Here is a 16352-nt window from a genome sequence, read left to right on the forward strand (position 1 = left end):
GACGTGGGGACGTTCCCGTAGAGAGCAGTGGCGTGAGCGGAGCTGAGTCATGAGTGGGCGTGAGGCGGTCGCGAAGGCGCGGCGGATCGTGGTGAAGGCGGGATCGTCCTCGCTGACCACGCCGCAGGGCACGATCGACGTGAACCGCGTCGACGCGCTGGTCGACGTCCTCGCCGCGCGCCGCGGCGAGGGCACCGAGATCGTGTTCGTGTCGTCGGGCGCGATCGCGGCGGGGCTCGGCCCGCTCGGGCTGACCCGCCGCCCGCCCGACCTCGCGACGCAGCAGGCGGCGGCGAGCGTCGGGCAGGGCCTGCTGTTCGCCCGCTACACCTCCTCGTTCGCCCGTTACGCGCTGACGGTGGGGCAGGTGCTGCTCACCGCCGACGACATGATGCGCCGCTCGCACCACCGCAACGCCCAGCGGACCCTCGCGCAGCTGCTCGCCATGGGCGTCCTGCCGATCGTGAACGAGAACGACACCGTCGCGACCGACGAGATCCGGTTCGGCGACAACGACCGGCTGGCCGCGCTGGTCGCCCACCTGATCCGCGCGGACGCGCTGGTCCTGCTCTCCGACGTGGACGCCCTCTACACCGGCGACCCGCGCCGTCCCGGGAGCCGCCGCGTCGACGAGGTGCGCGGCCCGGACGACCTCCGGGACGTCGAGCTCGGGGGCTCCGGGCGGGTCGGCACCGGCGGCATGGTCACCAAGGTCGAGGCGGCGAGGATCGCGGGCATCCCCGTCGTGCTGACCAACGCCGCGTCGGCGGCGCGCGCGCTTTCCGGCGACCAGGTCGGGACGCTGTTCCACCCGGCCGAGGGCCGCCGGATGTCGACCCGCAACCTGTGGCTGGCGCACGCGACGACGGGCCAGGGCCGGGTCATGCTGGACCCGGGCGCGATCGAGGCGGTCGTGCGGCGCCGCAAGTCCCTGCTCCCGGCGGGGGTGACGGGCGTCGAGGGCGACTTCGCCGCGGGCGACCCGGTCGACCTGTGCGACACGGCCGGCACGGTCGTCGCGCGCGGCCTGGTGAACTACGACGCGTCCGAGATCCCCGAGCTGATGGGGCGCTCGACGCGCTGGCTGGCCCGTGAGCTGGGCGCCGAGTACGAACGCGAGATAATCCACCGCGACCATCTGGTGATACTTCGATGACGGGAGCCTGCTGATGAGCGACGAGCGCGAGGAGTTCCTGCGGGTGGCACGGCGCGCCAGGGAGGCCGCCGCCGGGCTGGCCCCGCTGCCGCGGTCGGCGAAGGACGCGGCGCTGAACCGCATCGCGGACGCCCTGGTCACCGCCGCCCCGGAGATCGTCAAGGCGAACGAGGCCGACGTCGCGCGGGCCCGCGGCAACGGCACCTCCGAGTACATGATCGACCGGCTGAGCCTGTCGGAGGAGCGGATCGCCGCGATCGCCGACGCCGTCCGGAAGGTCGCCGCGCTGCCGGACCCGGTGGGGGAGACGGTCCGCGGGAACGTCCTGCCGAACGGGCTGGAGCTGCGCCAGGTGCGGGTGCCGCTCGGCGTCGTCGGGATCATCTACGAGGGCCGCCCGAACGTGACCGTGGACGCCGCCGCGCTGTGCCTCAAGAGCGGGAACGTGGCGATGCTGCGCGGCTCGTCGTCGGCGTACGACTCCAACACGGTGCTGGTCGAGGTGATGCAGGGCGCGCTCACCGGCACCGAGGTCCCGCCGGACGCGGTGCAGCTCGTCCCGGGGACGTCCCGCGAGTCGGTGAAGCACCTGATGCGGGCGCGCGGCCTGGTGGACGTGCTGATCCCGCGCGGCGGCGCGTCGCTGATCAACTCGGTGGTGGAGGAGTCGACCGTCCCGGTGATCGAGACGGGCGTCGGGAACTGCGCGGTGTACGTGGACGCCGCCGCCGACGCCGACACGGCCCTGGACATCCTCCTGAACGCCAAGACGCAGCGTCCTTCGGTGTGCAACGCCGCCGAGACGTTCCTCGTGCACGCCGACATCGCCGACACGTTCGTCCCGCGCGCGCTGGAGGCGCTGGAGAGCGCCGGTGTCACGGTGCACGGCGACGAGCGGATCCGCTCCTTCGGCGCCAACGTCGTGGAGGCGACCGAGGACGACTGGTACGCCGAGTACCTCTCGCTCGACATCGCCGCCCGCGTGGTCGACTCCCTCGACGACGCCGTCGCGCACATCCGCCGGTACGGCTCGGGGCACACCGAGGCGATCGTCACGACGTCCCAGCCGGCCGCGAAGCGGTTCGTCGCGCTGGTCGACTCGGCGGCCGTGATGGTGAACGCCTCGACGCGCTTCACCGACGGCGAGGAGTTCGGGTTCGGCGCGGAGATCGGCATCTCGACGCAGAAGCTGCACGCCCGCGGCCCGATGGGGCTGCCGGAGCTGACGTCCACCAAGTACGTGGTGACCGGGGAAGGGCACGTGCGCGGCTGAGCTCCGGATTTGTGACATTTTTGCCATTGATGTCACGTGTGCGGGTGTGGTCTGATTCACGATTGTGACTCGTCAGTACAGCCGCCGCCGCGTCCTGCGGGACGCCGCCCTCGGCGCGGGGATCGCCACCACCGGACTGGCGGCCTTCCCCGCCCGTCCCGCCGCCGCGGCGCCCGCGCTGCGCGGTCCCACCGCCGGCACCACCCTCGACCGGACCTACCTGCTCGGCGCCGCGGGCGCCGGCGGGTACCGCAAGGTGACCACCGGTCCGGGCGAGCCGCACCTGCTGCGCCGCGACCTCGGCGGCGCCGCCTCCGCGCGGCGGGCCGCCACGCGCCGCGGCGTCCTGGCGTTCGGCCACCTCACCGACGTCCACATCGTCGACGCGCAGTCCCCGGCCCGCGTCGAGTTCGTCGACCGGCTCAAGGACGGCCTGGACGTCCTGCCGGTCGAGGGCGCCTACCGGCCGCAGGAGATCCTGTCCACGCAGGTCGCCGAGGCCATGGTGCGGGCGGTGAACCGGGTCGGGCGCGGACCGGCGACCGGGCTCGGCCTCGCCTTCACCATCAACACCGGCGACGCCGCCGACAACGTCCAGTACAACGAGCTCCGCTGGATCATCGACCTGCTGGACGGCGGGCGCATCCGCCCCGACTCCGGCGACCCGAACCGCTACGAGGGCGTCATGGACTGGGCGTCCTACGACCGCTCGTTCTGGCACCCCGAGGGCCCGCCGCCCGGCGCCCAGGCGGACCTGCCGACCACCAGGTACGGCTTCCCGCGCGTGCACGGCCTGATCGACGCCGCGCGCCGCCCGTTCCAGGCGACCGGGCTCGACGCGCCGTGGCTGGCCGCGTTCGGCAACCACGACGGGCTCGTCCAGGGCAACCTGCCGGTCAACCCGCTGGTCTCCGGCCTCGCCACCGGCGGCATCAAGATCGGCGCTCCGGCGGACCCCGGCCAGGCCGAGCGCCTCGCCCGCATGATGAGCCGGGGCGACGCCGCCGAACTCGTCCGCCTCAGCCGCGAGCAGGGCGGCGCGGGCGGCCTGTTCCGCCCGGTGACCCCCGACCCGGACCGCCGCATGCTGTCGCGCGCCGAGGTCGTCGCCGAGCACTTCAAGACCACCGCGTCCCTGCGCGGCCACGGCTTCACCCTCGCCAACCTCCGCGACGGAACGGCCTACTACGCCTTCGACAAGGGCGTCGTGCGCGGCCTCGTCCTCGACACCGTCAACCCCAACGGCTACTCCGAGGGCTCGCTCGACCGGAAGCAGCTCGCGTGGCTGGAGTCGCAGCTCAAGGCGGGCAGCAGCCGCTCCATCGCCCCGGACGGCACGGTCGTGAAGCGCGCGGTGAAGGACCGGCTGTTCGTCCTGTTCAGCCACCACCCCATCGGCTCGCTGGAGAACCCCCTCGGCGGCGACCGCGTCCTCGGCGACGAGGTCGAGGCGCTCCTGCTGCGCTACCCGAACGTCGTCCTGTGGGTGAACGGGCACACGCACCGCAACCAGGTCATCCCGCACGCGCGCAAGGGCGGCGGGGGCTTCTGGGAGGTCAACACGGCCGCGCACATCGACTTCCCGCAGCAGAGCCGCATCGTCGAGCTGGCCGACAACGGCGACGGCACCCTCTCGGTGTTCGCGACGGTCCTCGACTCCGCCGGGCCCGCCTCCTACGGCGGCCGCCTCACCGACCCGGCCGGGCTGGCGTCGCTGTCCCGCGAACTGTCGGGCAACGACTGGCAGGACCGCGACGAGAACCGCCGCGGCGAGGCCGCCGACCGCAACGTCGAGCTCCTCGTCCCCGCCCCCTTCTGAGAACGGCGAAGGGCCGCCGCGTCCGTGTCGCGGCGGCCCTGGCCCGGCCTGGTCAGTTGCCGGACGTGGGCCCGTTGTCGCGCCGGGTGAACCGGTCGAACAGCCCGCCGGCGGCCCCCGCCGCGGCGTCGGCCATGTCGCGGACCTTGCCCACGAACGGGTCGGCCGTCCGCTCCCACGACTCGCGGTACGACTGCGCGGCCTCCTTGATCCCGTCGCGGACCGACGCGTTGCCGTCGTCCTCCCGGCGGGCGTAGTCCCCGGCCAGGATGCGGTCGTACTCGCCGCTGCGCGCCCACTGCTCGATCTCGGCGAACCGGATCACCGCGAACGGGTGCGACTGCCCGAGCAGGTTCATGAACTTCAGCAGCCCGTCCCGCACGTCGCCGGCCGCGTCGTACTCGCGCGCCTGCTGCAGGAACGCCTCGCTGCTCATCTCGCCGAGCCGCGTCCCGCCCGCGAGCTTCATGTTCACCCGCTTGGCCGCGTCGAGGTCCTGCCCGGCGAGCAGCCCGGCCCGGTCCGAGGACAGCTCCGCCTTCCGGAACCACTCCCGCAGCCCGATGATGATCGCCGCGATGCCGACGTTGCCGAGCGGCAGCCACGCCAGCCGCGCCCCGAGCTGCAGCAGGATCTGCATCATCGTCTGGTACACCGCGTGCCCGGACAGGATGTGCCCGACCTCGTGCCCGACGACGAAGCGCAGCTCCTCCTCGTCCAGCAGGTCGATCAGGCCGGTGTTCAGCACGATGAACGGGTGGTCGGACCCGAGCGCCATCGCGTTCGGCGTCGGGTCCTGCCGCACGTAGAGCTCGGGGACCTCCGGCATGTCCAGGATGTAGGAGGCGTCCCGGACCATGTCGTAGATGTGGCGGAACTGGTCCTCCCCGACGCGCACCGTCCCGCCGAGGAACATCAGCCGCAGCGACCGCTCGTTGACCAGCCCCGACAGCTTGCGCAGCACGACGTCGAACCCGGAGAGCGAGCGCAGCGCGACGAGCGCCGAACGGTCCGCCGGGTGTTCGTAGGCCCGGGAACTGATCCCCGGGAACCGCGTACGTGCTCGATCCGGTGTGTTCTCCGTCATGTCTGGCATGGTAGTTCCGACGATCCACTTTGCCGCAGGGTTCCCCGCCGCGGGAGCCGCGTCCGGCTCCGGCCGCGCCCGGGAGGCAGCCATGTTCGACCCGAAGGCCGAGGCGATGTCCCTCGACGAGCGCGCCGCGCTGCAGCGGCACCGGGTGTGGGGGCTGGTCGACCGGCTCCTGGCCGCCGGCGGCGTGCAGGGCCGGCGGCTCAGGGAGGCCGGGGTCGGGCGCGGGGCCGACGTGACGCTCGCGGGGCTGCGGGACCTTCCGTTCACCACCAAGCAGGACCTCTGGGACCACTACCCGTTCGGGATGCTCGCCGTGCCGCGCGACCAGGTCGCCGCCGTGCACGGGTCCAGCGGGACGCGGGGACGCCCCACGCTCGTCGCCTACACCAGGGCCGACCTCGACCTGTGGGCGGCGATGTGCGCGCGCTCCCTGTCGTGCGCGGGGGCGTCGCCGGGCAGCATCGTCCACAACGCCTACGGGTACGGGCTGTTCACCGGCGGGATCGGCATCCACCAGGGCGCGGTGGCGCTCGGCGCGACCGTGGTGCCGATGTCGGGCGGCATGACCGACCGGCAGGTGCGCATGCTCGCCGACCTCCGTCCCGACATCCTCACCTGCACCCCCGCGTACGCGCTGCGGCTGGGGGAGGCCGTCGCCGAGGCCGGGGTCGAGCCGACGTCGCTCAAGGCCGGGCTCTTCGGCGCCGAGCCGTGGTCGGAGGAGCTGCGCACGGCCATCGAGGACGTCCTGCCGATCAAGGCGATGGACGTCTACGGGCTCTCGGAGATCATCGGGCCCGGGGTGGCCACCGAGTGCCTGGAGCAGGACGGCCTGCACGTCAACGAGGACCACTTCGTCGTGGAAGCCGTCGACCCCGCCACCGGCGTCCCCGTCGAGGACGGCGCTCCGGGCGAGCTCGTGTTCACCACCCCGACCAAGCAGGCGCTGCCGCTGCTGCGGTACCGGACGGGCGACATCGCGTCCCTCACCCGCGGCGAGTGCGCCTGCGGACGGACCCTGGTGCGGATGAGCAAGATCCTCGGCCGCGCCGACGACATGATCGTCGTCCGGGGCGTGAACGTGTACCCGAGCGAGGTCGAGCGGGTCCTGCTCGGCTCCGGGCTCGTCCGGCCGCACTACCAGCTCGTCGTGGACCGGCGCAGCCCCACCGCGCGGCTCATCGTCGCCTGCGAGGCCCTCTCCGGCGATCCGCGGGCCGCGCTCGTCCACGCCCTGTACGAGACGCTCGGCCTCACCGCCGAGGTCGCGGTCCTGCCCGAGGGGACCGTGCCGAGGGTGGAGGTGGGCAAGGCCGTCCGCGTCGTGACCTGGGAGGACGGCGGCCCGCCGCTGCCCGGCCTGGCCTGAGCCGCCGGGGGCGGAGGTTCCGGACGCGGACCGGCTGGCTATTGTCGTCGCTATGACGCAAAAGCGGCGCATGGGGATCATGGGCGGCACGTTCGACCCGATCCACCACGGGCACCTGGTGGCCGCCAGCGAGGTCGCGCACTTCTTCTCCCTGGACGAGGTCGTGTTCGTGCCCACCGGCCTGTCGGCCCACAAGGAGGGGAGCAAGGTCGCCGCCGCGGAGGACCGCTACCTCATGGCCGTGATCGCCACCGCGTCCAACCCGCGCTTCTCCGTCAGCCGCGTCGACATCGACCGGCCCGGCGCCACCTACACCGTCGACACGCTCCGCGACATGCGCGAGATCCAGGGCCCGGACGCCGACCTGTTCTTCATCACCGGCGCGGACGCGCTGGAGAAGATGCTCACCTGGCACGACACCGACGAGCTCTTCGAACTCGCCCATTTCGTCGGCGTCACCCGCCCCGGCCACCGGCTCGCCGACCCCGGGCTGCCCGACGGGCGCGTCTCCCTCATGGAGGTGCCCGCCCTGTCGATCTCCTCCACCGAGTGCCGCGAACGCGTCGGCAGCGGCGAACCCATCTGGTACCTCGTCCCGGACGGGATCGTCCAGTACATCAACAAGCGGGGGCTCTACCGCGCCGCCGCCTGACGGGCGCCGCGGCCACATATTCTGGACGGGGAACGGGGCCGCATCTGCCATTGCGGTCGAACAACAACAAAGAGGTCGATCGTCCGCCGCCCATGAGAAGGTGGGAGCGGAGACGACCCCTACAGGGAGGATCGCGAGCGCATCGTGACCGCATCCGAGAGGGCGGCGCAGCTCGTCCGGATCGCCGCCGAGGCGGCGGGCGACAAGCTGGCCGACGACATTCTTGCCTACGACGTGAGCGAGCAGCTCGTCATCACCGACGCGTTCCTGCTCTGCTCGGCCCCCAACGACCGCCAGGTCCGCGCCATCGTGGACGAGGTCGAGAAGCGCCTGCGCGAGGAGGCCGAAGCCAAGCCCGTCCGCCGCGAGGGCGAACGCGAGGGCCGCTGGGTCCTGCTGGACTACGCCGACATCATCGTGCACATCCAGCACGAAGAAGACCGCATGTTCTACGCCCTCGAACGGCTCTGGAAAGACTGCCCTCTCATCGCCCTGCCGGAGAGCGTCACCGCCCACCAGGCCCAGCGCGCCCGCGCCGTCGGGAGCCCGAGTGAGTGACGCCCGCCCCGCCCGCGAACCGGGCAGACGCCGCCTCGTCCTCTGGAGACACGGCCAGACCGCCTGGAACGTCGAACGCCGCTTCCAGGGCAAGACCGACATCCCTCTCGACGAGACGGGCGTCGCCCAGGCCCAGCGCGCCGCCCGGCTCCTCGCCGGCCTCCGCCCCACCGCGCTGCTCTCCTCGCCGCTGCGCCGCGCCGCCGACACCGCCCAGGCCCTCGCCGAGGTCACCGGACTGCCCGTCGGCTACGACCGCGACCTCATCGAACGCGACGGCGGCGCCTGGGAGGGCCTCACCTCCCGCGAGATCCGCGAACGCTACCCCGCCGAGCACGCCGCCTGGCAGCCGCCCGGCGGCGAGACCAGCGCCCAGGTCGCCAAACGGGTCGGCTCCGCGCTCGAACGCGCCCTCGACGAACTGGAGCCCACCGGCCAGCTCGTCGTCGCCTCCCACGGCGCCGCCCTCCGCCTCGGCATGTCCCACCTCCTCGGCCTCCCCGAAGAGACCTGGGAACGCCTCGGCGGCCTGTCCAACTGCTGCTGGTCCGTCATCACCGAGATGCGCAACGGCGGCTGGCGCCTCGCCGAACACAACGCCGGCACCCTCCCCGAACCCGTCCTCAGCGACGACCGCCCCGACGCCGGCACCTGACCAAACGATTCGAGACCAGCCCCGGCCGTCCTATACACTGGCTGGGCGCCGCGGGATGAACGTCCACGCGGCGGCGGGGCTATGGCGCAGTTGGTAGCGCGCCTCCATGGCATGGAGGAGGTCTGGGGTTCGAATCCCCATAGCTCCACGAACGACTCAGGAGTGGTCGCCAAAGGCGCCACTCCTTTTCGTTTCTCAGGCCGTGAAACGCAGGACGGCGCCCACGTGCAGAGTGGGGGCCTGGCCGTTCGTGGGCAGGACGACGAGTTCGCCGTCCGTCGCGGCGGCCGCTCGCACCAGGGCGGCGTCGGCGCGGACCTCGCGGGGGTCGGCGACGCCGAACTCCTCACGCAGTTCCTCGGCGGTGGTGGCGACCTGGGACGGATCGGGGCCCACCCACAAGCGGGCCTGCGAATCCGGTTCGTCCGCCAGCAGGAGCGTCTCCACGCGGGCCTGCCGCACGGCCTCCGTCGTCGCGTCCAGTCCGGAGACGGCGCGCTGCCCGTTGGCGAGTTCCCTGTCGAAGCGCGCCGCCACGGTCATGATGCGCTCGGTGGACTTCAGCTGCAGGAGGCGGCGCAGTTCGGCGTCGAGGTCCGGGTCGTCGACCGTGGTGTTCTTGTCGGCCTCGACGGTGTGCTCCAGGACATGGTCCGAGACCTCCTCCAGGACGGCCGTCCGGGCGCGGGTGTCGCCGGCGATCACGACGGCCTCGGCGCCGCAGCGCTCCGCGGCCCGGTCGATCTCGTGGGCGACCTTCTTGGCGTTGAGCTTCCAGACGTTCTCCGAGGAGCGCTGGAACCGGGACTGGTTCCAGTCGCCCGCCTTGACCTTGCGGATGGGGTAGTCCTCGTCCCCGTCCACGTCGATGCGCTCGCGCTTCCCGTCGGCGGTGACGCAGTCGATCACGCCGCCGCGCCGGTCGACCACCGCGAGCAGGTGCGGGAACCGCTCGCCGCGCTCGACGAGGTAGGGCAGGACGTCGGGGAGCGGGGCGAGGGTGGCGCGCGTGCCGCGGGGCGGGCCCGGGAGGCGGTCGCTGTGCACGACCTCGCCGTCCGCCGCGAAGATCACGATGCCTTCGGAGCGGCGCCGCGTCATGTCGTCCTGGACGGTCTGCTCGATCGCCCGGAGCGTGGCGTCCGGCGTGTGCTGGGCCTCCAGTTCCGAGCGCAGCGCCCGCCACCGCAGCTCCGCGGCCTTGGACGCGTCCTCGGTGGTCCGGGTGAGGTCGGCGTACACCGACGCGTACGGTCCCGGCCGTTGGTAGAGCGTTTTGAGGAATGCCAGATCCATGGGTTGGCCGTACCCCCCGTATCTGTGACAAACGTTTCGGTTGGGACGTCAGCCCTCGGCGGACTTCTGGAGCCGCGCGTAGGCGAGCTGCAGCCAGTCCGACCCGGCGACCGCGGTCATCGTGGCCCCGGCGAGCCGGGTCGCGTCCGGGGCGAACACCAGCCCCGCCGCGTACGCCGTCGCCACCCACTGGGCGGTGCAGAACGGGCACGTGATCAGCTCGCCCACGGCGTGCCGGACCCCCTTGCCCCGTACCTCCTCGGACAGCTCGGCCGGGCCGGCCGTCCCCGAGTAGCGGGTGAACGGGGCGCGCAGCGGGCTCGTCACCGGGTCCTTGGTGATCAGCCGGGACGCCTTGTGCGTCGTGACCGTCATCAGCGCCAGGTCGGCGAGGCCGATCGCCGGGGTGCGGTCGCGGAGGCGGCGCCCGAGCAGCGCCAGCGTCGCCGTGGTGAGGCCGTAGACGGCGAGCGTGCCGAGGTACGAGCCGAGCGGCCGGTCCTCCCCGGCCGCGTACTCCTCCTTCTGCTTGCGCGCGGTGTCGACGACCGCGTTCATGGGCTCTCCTTCGTTCGGGGGGACGAGTGCGCGGCTCGCCGTCCTCGGCGGGGCGTCTCTAGTGGTCGCGCAGCGCCTTGACCAGCTCCGACTTGGTCATCGAGGAGCGGCCCTCGACGCCGATCTCGCGGGCGCGCTTGAGGAGGTCGTCCTTCGTCCAGTCGTCGTAGGAGGGGCTCTTGCCGCCCTTGCGGCCGATCGTCTTCTCGCCCTGGTTCGCGGACGCGTTGGCGATCCGCGCCGCCTTCTCCTTGCTCTCGCCCTTGTCGCGGAGCTCCTGGTACTTCTTCTCGTCCTTGATCTGTGCTCTGGGCATAGGGAATCCGTACCCGGCTCGCGGGATCCACACATCGGGGACAATGGCACCCGGGAAGGGGGCCATCGTGCGCATCGGCATCCTGGGACCGCTCGACGTGCGGGACGGGGCGGCGCGGCCCGTCGAGGTCGCCGGCCGCAGGCTGCGGGCCCTCCTCGTGCGGCTGGCGGCCGAGGCGGGCCGTCCCGTGTCGGCCGAGCGGCTGCTCGACGACCTGTGGGAGGGCGCCCCGCCCGGCGGGAACGCGCTCCAGGCGCTCGTGTCCCGGCTGCGCGGCGTCGCCGGGCGCGACATCGTCGAGCACGGCCCGGCCGGCTACCGGCTCGGGATCGACCCCGCCGAGATCGACGCGGTCGCGTTCGAGCGCGGCGTCTCCGCCGCCCGCGCGGAGCAGGACCCGCGCGCGCGGGCCGAGGGCCTGCGCACGGCGCTCGCCCTCTGGCGCGGACCCGCCCTCGCCGACGTCGCCGACAGCGATTTCGCCTTCCCGACCATCGCGCGGCTGGAGGAACTGCGCCTCGCCGCCGTGGAGGACCGCGTCGACGCCGAGATCGCCGCCGGGCTCCCCGTCCCGCCCGTCGCCGAACTGGAGCCCCTCGCCGCCGCGCACCCGCTGCGCGAGCGGCTGCGCGGCCAGTTGATGCGCGCCCTCTACGCGTCGGGACGCCAGGCCGACGCCCTGGAGGTGTACGAGGAGACGCGGTGCGCCCTCGCCGACCGGCTCGGCGTCGACCCGTCCCCGGAGCTGGCCGCCGTCCACCTGTCGATCCTCCGGCGCGAGGCGGCGGCCCCGCCGCCCGAGCCCGCGCCCGCCGCCCCGCGGCCCGCGCGCACCAACCTGCCCGCTCAGCTCACCAGCTTCGTCGGCCGGGAGGAGGAGTCGCAGCGGGTCGGCAAGCTGCTCCGCGAGACCCGCCTGGTCACCCTCACCGGCCCCGGCGGCGCCGGCAAGACGCGGCTGGCGGGGGAGAGCGCCGCCGCGCTCGTCGACGAGATGCCGGACGGCGTGTGGTTCGTCCCGCTCGCCCCGGTCAGCGACCCGGGCGACGTCGTGCACGCGGTGCTGTCGGCGCTCGCGGTCCCCGAGACCGTCCGCCCCGCCGAAACCCGCGTGGCGGTGCGGCCCCTCGAACGGCTCACCGACTTTCTCGCCGCCAAGCGGACCGTGCTCGTCCTCGACAACTGCGAGCACCTCATCGACGCCGTCGCACGGCTCGTCGACCACGTCGTCGCGCACGCCGACGGCGTCCGCGTCCTCGCGACCAGCCGCGAACCGCTCGGCATCACCGGCGAGTCGCTGTGCCCGGTGCCGTCCCTCCCGCTGCCGGCCGAGGACGCCGCCGACCCGGCCGACGCCCTCGGCTACGCCTCGGTCCGCCTGTTCGCCGACCGCGCCGCCGCCGTCCGTCCCGGCTTCGCCGTCGACGCGGGCAGCGTCGCCGACGTGGTCGCGATCTGCCGCGAGCTCGACGGGATCCCGCTCGCGATCGAGCTTGCCGCCGCCCGGCTGCGCTCCCTCACCCCCGGACAGGTCGCGGCCCGCCTCGGCGACCGGTTCCGGCTGCTGACCGGCGGCAGCCGCACCGCCCTGCCCCGGCACCGGACCCTGCGCGCCGTCGTCGACTGGAGCTGGGATCTGCTGGACGAGGAGGAGCGCACCGTCCTGCGCCGCCTCTCGGTGTTCGCCGGCGGCGCCACGCCGGACGCCACCGTCCGCGTGTGCGGCCTCGACGCTCCGGACGCCCCCGACCCGCGGGACGTCATCGACGTGATCGCCGCGCTCATCGACAAGTCACTGGTGATCGCCGACGGCGACGCCGAGGTCCGCTACCGGCTGCTGGAGACCGTCCGCGTCTACGCGGGGGAGCGGCTGGAGGAGGCCGGCGAGACCCGCCGCGTCCGCGACGCGCACGCCGCCTACATGGTCGAGTTCGCCGAGCGGGCCGAGCCGGAGCTGCGTCGCCACGACCAGCTGGTCTGGTCCGCCCGGCTGGCCGCCGAGCGCGAGAACTTCAGCGTCGTGTTCCGGCACGTCACCGAGACCGGCGACGTCGAGTCGGCCCTGCGGCTCGTGGCCGGGCTGGTGTGGTTCTGGATCCTGCGCGACATGGAGCGGGAGTCGGGTGGGTGGACGGTCGTCGTCCGCGACATGGCGGGCGGCGCCGCGCCTCCCGGCCTGGAGGAGGCGTACGCGCTGTGCGTCGTCTTCGCCACCCTCGTGACCGAGCTGACCGATGTGGCCGGGCCGACGAGGGAGTCGATGCAGGCGGCGGTGAAGAGGACCCTGAGCGTCGTCCCCGGGTCGCCCGCGCATCCCGTGCTCGCGCTCGCCGAGACCGGGGCCGCCATGTTCGGCGGCGACGTCGAGGGGATCCGGCGCAGCCTCCACCGCATCCGGGAGCACGCCGACCCGTGGGTGCGGGCCGTCGTCCGCGTCATCCTCGGGCACATGGGCATCAACACCGGCCAGATCGACGACGCCGCCGAGCAGGCCGCCGACGGCTACGCGCGGTTCCGCGAGCTGGGCGACCGGTTCGGAATGATCGTCGCGCTGAGCGGCATGATGCAGGCCGCCGTGGCGCGCGGCGACCTGACGGAGGCGCTCCGCCTCGGCGAGGAGGCGTACGGCTACGTCACGGGCGGAGTCAGTCCCGAGCAGGGCGCCACGCTGCTCGCCCACCTCGCACGGGTGCGCGCCCGGCGGGGCGATATCGCGCGCGCCCACAGCGACCTCGAAAAAGCCATGGCGCAGGCCGAGCGGGTCGGCGAGTTCGCCGAAGCCGCGACCTCGTCTCTTCTGCTGTGCGAGCTCGCCCTGCAGGAGGGTGACCGCGGGGCCGCGCGCCTTCATGCCGATCGCGCGTGCGCGTGGGTCCAGTCGCGCGGGCACCGTCCTGACTTCGCGCAGGCCGTCCGCAAGACGCACAGCCGCCTCGGCTGCCTCGCGGAGGAGGACGGCGACCTGGAGGCCGCGAAGCGCTGGCACGTCCAGGCGCTGAACGATCTGCAGAACGACGTGCTGCTGGGAAACCCGACCGTGGCGGACGTCGTCGAGGGCGTCGCCGCCTACGCCGCCGCGCGTGGGAAGCACGCGCGGGCCGCCGAGCTGCTGGGCACGGCGCACAACCTGCGCGGCTACAGCGACGCGGGGAGCTACGACGTCGGCCGGACTCTGTCGCTCGTCCGCGGCGTCCTCGGCGCGGAGGCGTTCACCGCCGCGTACGAGCGCGGGCGGCGGGTCACCCGGGACGACGTCTTCGACCAGGCGGACGGACTGGTCACCTTGCTCTGAGCGCATGCGCTCTCCGGGCGGTCGTTCGGCGCCGGAAAGGCGCGTCGCCCCGGAGACCGACTCTCCCGGGGCGACGCGCGTTCGGAGGCGAGGCCGGACGTCAGGCCCTCCGCGAGTACATGCGCATGGCCAGCGGGAACGTGACGACGACGATCCCCGCCGCCCAGGCGAGCGTGTACCAGACGTGGTTGCCGACGGGGCCGCCGACGGTGAGCGCGCGCACCGACTCCGCCAGGTGCGTGATCGGGTTGACCTTCGTCCACGCCTCCAGCCAGCCCGGCATCGTGGACGTGTCCGGCACGAGGATGCTGCTGCCGAACGTCAGGGGCATCACCCAGATGAACGCGAGCCCCTGCACCGTCTCCGGCGTCGGCGCGACCAGCCCCACGAGCACGGAGATCCAGCAGACGGCCAGGTAGAAGACGTAGGCCAGCGCGAACGCCGCGATCACCGACAGCGGATCGGTGTGGAACCGGAAACCGAGGACCGACCCGAAGGCCACGAGCACCGTCATCACGGTGATGAACCGGACCGTGTCGCCGAGGACGGTCCCGAGCAGCGGCGCCGAACGAGCGATCGGCAGGCTCCGGAACCGGTCGAACACGCCCTTGTGGATGTCCTCGTTCAGCGCCGTCCCGAGCCCCATCGTGGCGAACATCGCCATCTGCGCGACGAGACCCGGAAGCAGCTGCTGCAGGTACGAATGCGTGTCGCCGGCCACCGCGCCGCCGAACACGTACAGGAACAGCAGCAGGAACACGATCGGCATCAGCGTCGTGTCCAGCAGCTTCTCGGGCGAGTGCTTCAACTGGGAGACGTTGCGCCACGCCAGCGTCAGGCCGTGCCGCAGCGTCCTTCTCATGCTGATGCGCGCGGGCGGTTCCCCGGCGGACGGACGGCTGTCAACGGTGATGGCGGTCATGTCAGGCTCCCTCGGGAACGAGTTCGGGCGTGGGTTTTTCGGCGTGGTGGCCCGTCAGCGTGAGGAACACCTCGTCGAGGCTCGGCATCCGCAACGCCAGCTCGGACGCCACGATGGACGCCTCGTCCAGCCGCCGCACCAGAACCGACAGCACGCGCGGATCGTGCACGGGCGCCGTGACCAGACCCGCGGCCTCCTGGACCTCCGGACGCTCCCCGGTCAGCTCCGCCACGATCGCGGCGAGCTGCGCCGCGCGGAACGGCTCGGCCGCCCGGACCACCAGCGTCCGCCGCCCGATCCGCCCCTTCAGATCGTCGGAGGTGCCCTCCGCGATGACCCGCCCCTGGTCGAACACCGCGATCCGGTCGGCGAGCGCGTCGGCCTCCTCCAGGTACTGCGTGGTCAGCAGCACCGTCGCCCCCTCGGCGACGACCTCCCGGACCGTGTCCCAGACCTCGTTGCGCGCCCGCGGGTCCAGGCCGGTCGTCGGCTCGTCCAGGAAGATGATCTCCGGGTGGTTGATCAGGCTCGCCGCCAGGTCCAGGCGCCGGCGCATCCCGCCGGAGTACGTCTTCACGGCGCGGCCGCCGGCGTCGGTGAGCCGGAACCGGTCGAGCAGCCGCCGCGCCCGCGCCTTCGCCTCGGCGCGGCCGAAGTCCAGCAGCCGGGCGATCATCACGAGGTTCTCGAAGCCGGTCAGCTCCTCGTCCACCGACGCGTACTGCCCGGTCAGCCCGATCTTCGCCCGGACGCGTACCGCGTCCTTGACCACGTCGAACCCGCCCACCTCGGCGCGTCCGGCGTCCGGCTTCAGCAACGTCGCCAGCACGCGCACCGCGGTGGTCTTGCCCGCACCGTTCGGTCCGAGGACCCCGAGCACCGTCCCCCGGCGGGCCGCGATGTCCACTCCGTCCAAGGCCTTCGTGTCCCCGAACCGTTTCCGCAGTCCCTCCGCGCGGATCACATCGTCCATCTGAGTGCCTCCCGTAGGTCCTTCGCTGTGACGGTCACCACCGTGGGCCACGTCGCTGACGCCACGCGGACACCGGTGCGCGGACGCTGACGTGACGCTGACGGGCCGGTGACGCCGGTGACTTGAACCGCGCGTGACCTGGGAGTTTCGGTGAGGGGACGAAGAGGTGGCCGGTCCCGATTTGACGGGCCCTCCGAGGCTGCCTAATCTCTGTGGTGCCCCAAGGGGATGCGGGACGCCGACAGGCGGACGGCCCCGGGGGACACTGACAGAGGAAAACGGTTCGCAGCGTTCTGCGGGCCGGGGTACTCTTGAAGGACAAGCCCAGACGGGATGCAGGACGCCGCAAGGTGGCCGGCCCGCAGGGCGCCTCCCACGGAACGATCTCTCTGAGTCTCTGGCTTGGTGTCGTGTCGT

At 72.9% G+C, this 16352-nt stretch carries 14 protein-coding genes and 1 tRNA gene; 9 read left to right on the forward strand and 6 right to left on the reverse strand.

The features are described from left to right. The first annotated feature begins 49 nt into the window (after nucleotides 1–49). The 3 genes from proB (at nucleotide 50) to AB0C69_RS08090 (ending at nucleotide 4248) form a co-directional block, all read left to right on the forward strand. The gene (gene proB, locus AB0C69_RS08080) at nucleotides 50–1156 is read left to right on the forward strand and encodes a glutamate 5-kinase (RefSeq protein WP_360351262.1); all 1107 of its coding nucleotides are present in this window, start codon (nucleotides 50–52) and stop codon (nucleotides 1154–1156) included. Nucleotides 1157–1169: 13 nt separating this feature from the next. Beyond that, nucleotides 1170–2429 (forward strand): glutamate-5-semialdehyde dehydrogenase, encoded by a 1260-nt coding sequence (locus tag AB0C69_RS08085; protein WP_345180821.1) that lies wholly within the window; start codon nucleotides 1170–1172, stop codon nucleotides 2427–2429. Between the two features lie 64 nt (nucleotides 2430–2493). Then, nucleotides 2494–4248 (forward strand): TIGR03767 family metallophosphoesterase, encoded by a 1755-nt coding sequence (locus tag AB0C69_RS08090; RefSeq protein WP_360351266.1) that lies wholly within the window; start codon nucleotides 2494–2496, stop codon nucleotides 4246–4248. 52 nt (nucleotides 4249–4300) lie between these two features. On the opposite strand, the gene AB0C69_RS08095 is transcribed toward AB0C69_RS08090, so the two are convergent. After that, nucleotides 4301–5335 carry a M48 family metalloprotease gene (locus AB0C69_RS08095; RefSeq protein WP_353835076.1) on the reverse strand — a complete coding sequence of 345 codons (1035 nt, stop codon included), beginning with the start codon at nucleotides 5333–5335 and terminating at the stop codon, nucleotides 4301–4303. 91 nt (nucleotides 5336–5426) lie between these two features. Between AB0C69_RS08095 and AB0C69_RS08100 the strand changes: the two genes are divergently transcribed. The 5 genes from AB0C69_RS08100 to AB0C69_RS08120 all read left to right on the forward strand — a co-directional run bounded on the left by AB0C69_RS08100 (nucleotide 5427) and on the right by AB0C69_RS08120 (nucleotide 8726). Next, nucleotides 5427–6713 (forward strand): phenylacetate--CoA ligase, encoded by a 1287-nt coding sequence (locus AB0C69_RS08100; RefSeq protein WP_360351271.1) that lies wholly within the window; start codon nucleotides 5427–5429, stop codon nucleotides 6711–6713. 52 nt (nucleotides 6714–6765) lie between these two features. Further along, entirely contained in the window at nucleotides 6766–7365 is a 600-nt protein-coding gene (nadD, locus tag AB0C69_RS08105; protein ID WP_345180812.1) for a nicotinate-nucleotide adenylyltransferase, read from the forward strand. A 144-nt stretch (nucleotides 7366–7509) separates the two neighbouring features. After that, nucleotides 7510–7923 carry a ribosome silencing factor gene (rsfS, locus tag AB0C69_RS08110; protein WP_345180809.1) on the forward strand — a complete coding sequence of 138 codons (414 nt, stop codon included), beginning with the start codon at nucleotides 7510–7512 and terminating at the stop codon, nucleotides 7921–7923. Then, nucleotides 7916–8578 (forward strand): histidine phosphatase family protein, encoded by a 663-nt coding sequence (locus AB0C69_RS08115; RefSeq protein WP_345180807.1) that lies wholly within the window; start codon nucleotides 7916–7918, stop codon nucleotides 8576–8578. The genes rsfS and AB0C69_RS08115 overlap by 8 nt, the downstream gene beginning before the upstream one ends. A 75-nt stretch (nucleotides 8579–8653) precedes the next feature. Further along, a tRNA-Ala gene (locus tag AB0C69_RS08120) sits at nucleotides 8654–8726 on the forward strand. A 47-nt stretch (nucleotides 8727–8773) separates the two neighbouring features. On the opposite strand, the gene AB0C69_RS08125 is transcribed toward AB0C69_RS08120, so the two are convergent. Genes AB0C69_RS08125 through AB0C69_RS08135 form a run of 3 tightly spaced genes read right to left on the reverse strand, consistent with a single transcriptional unit; the run spans nucleotide 8774 to nucleotide 10748 of the window. Next, nucleotides 8774–9874, reverse strand: coding sequence for a Vms1/Ankzf1 family peptidyl-tRNA hydrolase (locus AB0C69_RS08125; RefSeq protein ID WP_360351276.1), 1101 nt, complete (start codon nucleotides 9872–9874; stop codon nucleotides 8774–8776). A 48-nt stretch (nucleotides 9875–9922) separates the two neighbouring features. Continuing rightward, the gene (locus AB0C69_RS08130) at nucleotides 9923–10432 is read right to left on the reverse strand and encodes a DUF1360 domain-containing protein (RefSeq protein ID WP_345180798.1); all 510 of its coding nucleotides are present in this window, start codon (nucleotides 10430–10432) and stop codon (nucleotides 9923–9925) included. A 58-nt stretch (nucleotides 10433–10490) separates the two neighbouring features. Next, nucleotides 10491–10748 carry a Rho termination factor gene (locus AB0C69_RS08135; RefSeq protein ID WP_345180795.1) on the reverse strand — a complete coding sequence of 86 codons (258 nt, stop codon included), beginning with the start codon at nucleotides 10746–10748 and terminating at the stop codon, nucleotides 10491–10493. Between the two features lie 67 nt (nucleotides 10749–10815). On the opposite strand from AB0C69_RS08135, the gene AB0C69_RS08140 reads away from it, so the two are divergent. After that, nucleotides 10816–14040 (forward strand): BTAD domain-containing putative transcriptional regulator, encoded by a 3225-nt coding sequence (locus tag AB0C69_RS08140; RefSeq protein ID WP_360351281.1) that lies wholly within the window; start codon nucleotides 10816–10818, stop codon nucleotides 14038–14040. A 100-nt stretch (nucleotides 14041–14140) separates the two neighbouring features. On the opposite strand, the gene AB0C69_RS08145 is transcribed toward AB0C69_RS08140, so the two are convergent. Together AB0C69_RS08145 and AB0C69_RS08150 are read right to left on the reverse strand one after the other, a co-directional pair. Beyond that, entirely contained in the window at nucleotides 14141–14962 is an 822-nt protein-coding gene (locus tag AB0C69_RS08145; protein ID WP_360351284.1) for an ABC transporter permease, read from the reverse strand. 1 nt (nucleotide 14963) lies between these two features. After that, nucleotides 14964–15935 (reverse strand): ATP-binding cassette domain-containing protein, encoded by a 972-nt coding sequence (locus AB0C69_RS08150; RefSeq protein WP_360351287.1) that lies wholly within the window; start codon nucleotides 15933–15935, stop codon nucleotides 14964–14966. Between the last annotated feature and the right edge of the window lie 417 nt (nucleotides 15936–16352).

This window comes from Actinomadura sp. NPDC048032 (genome assembly GCF_040653175.1).
GTDB classification, from domain to species: Bacteria; Actinomycetota; Actinomycetes; order Streptosporangiales; family Streptosporangiaceae; genus Spirillospora; species Spirillospora verrucosospora.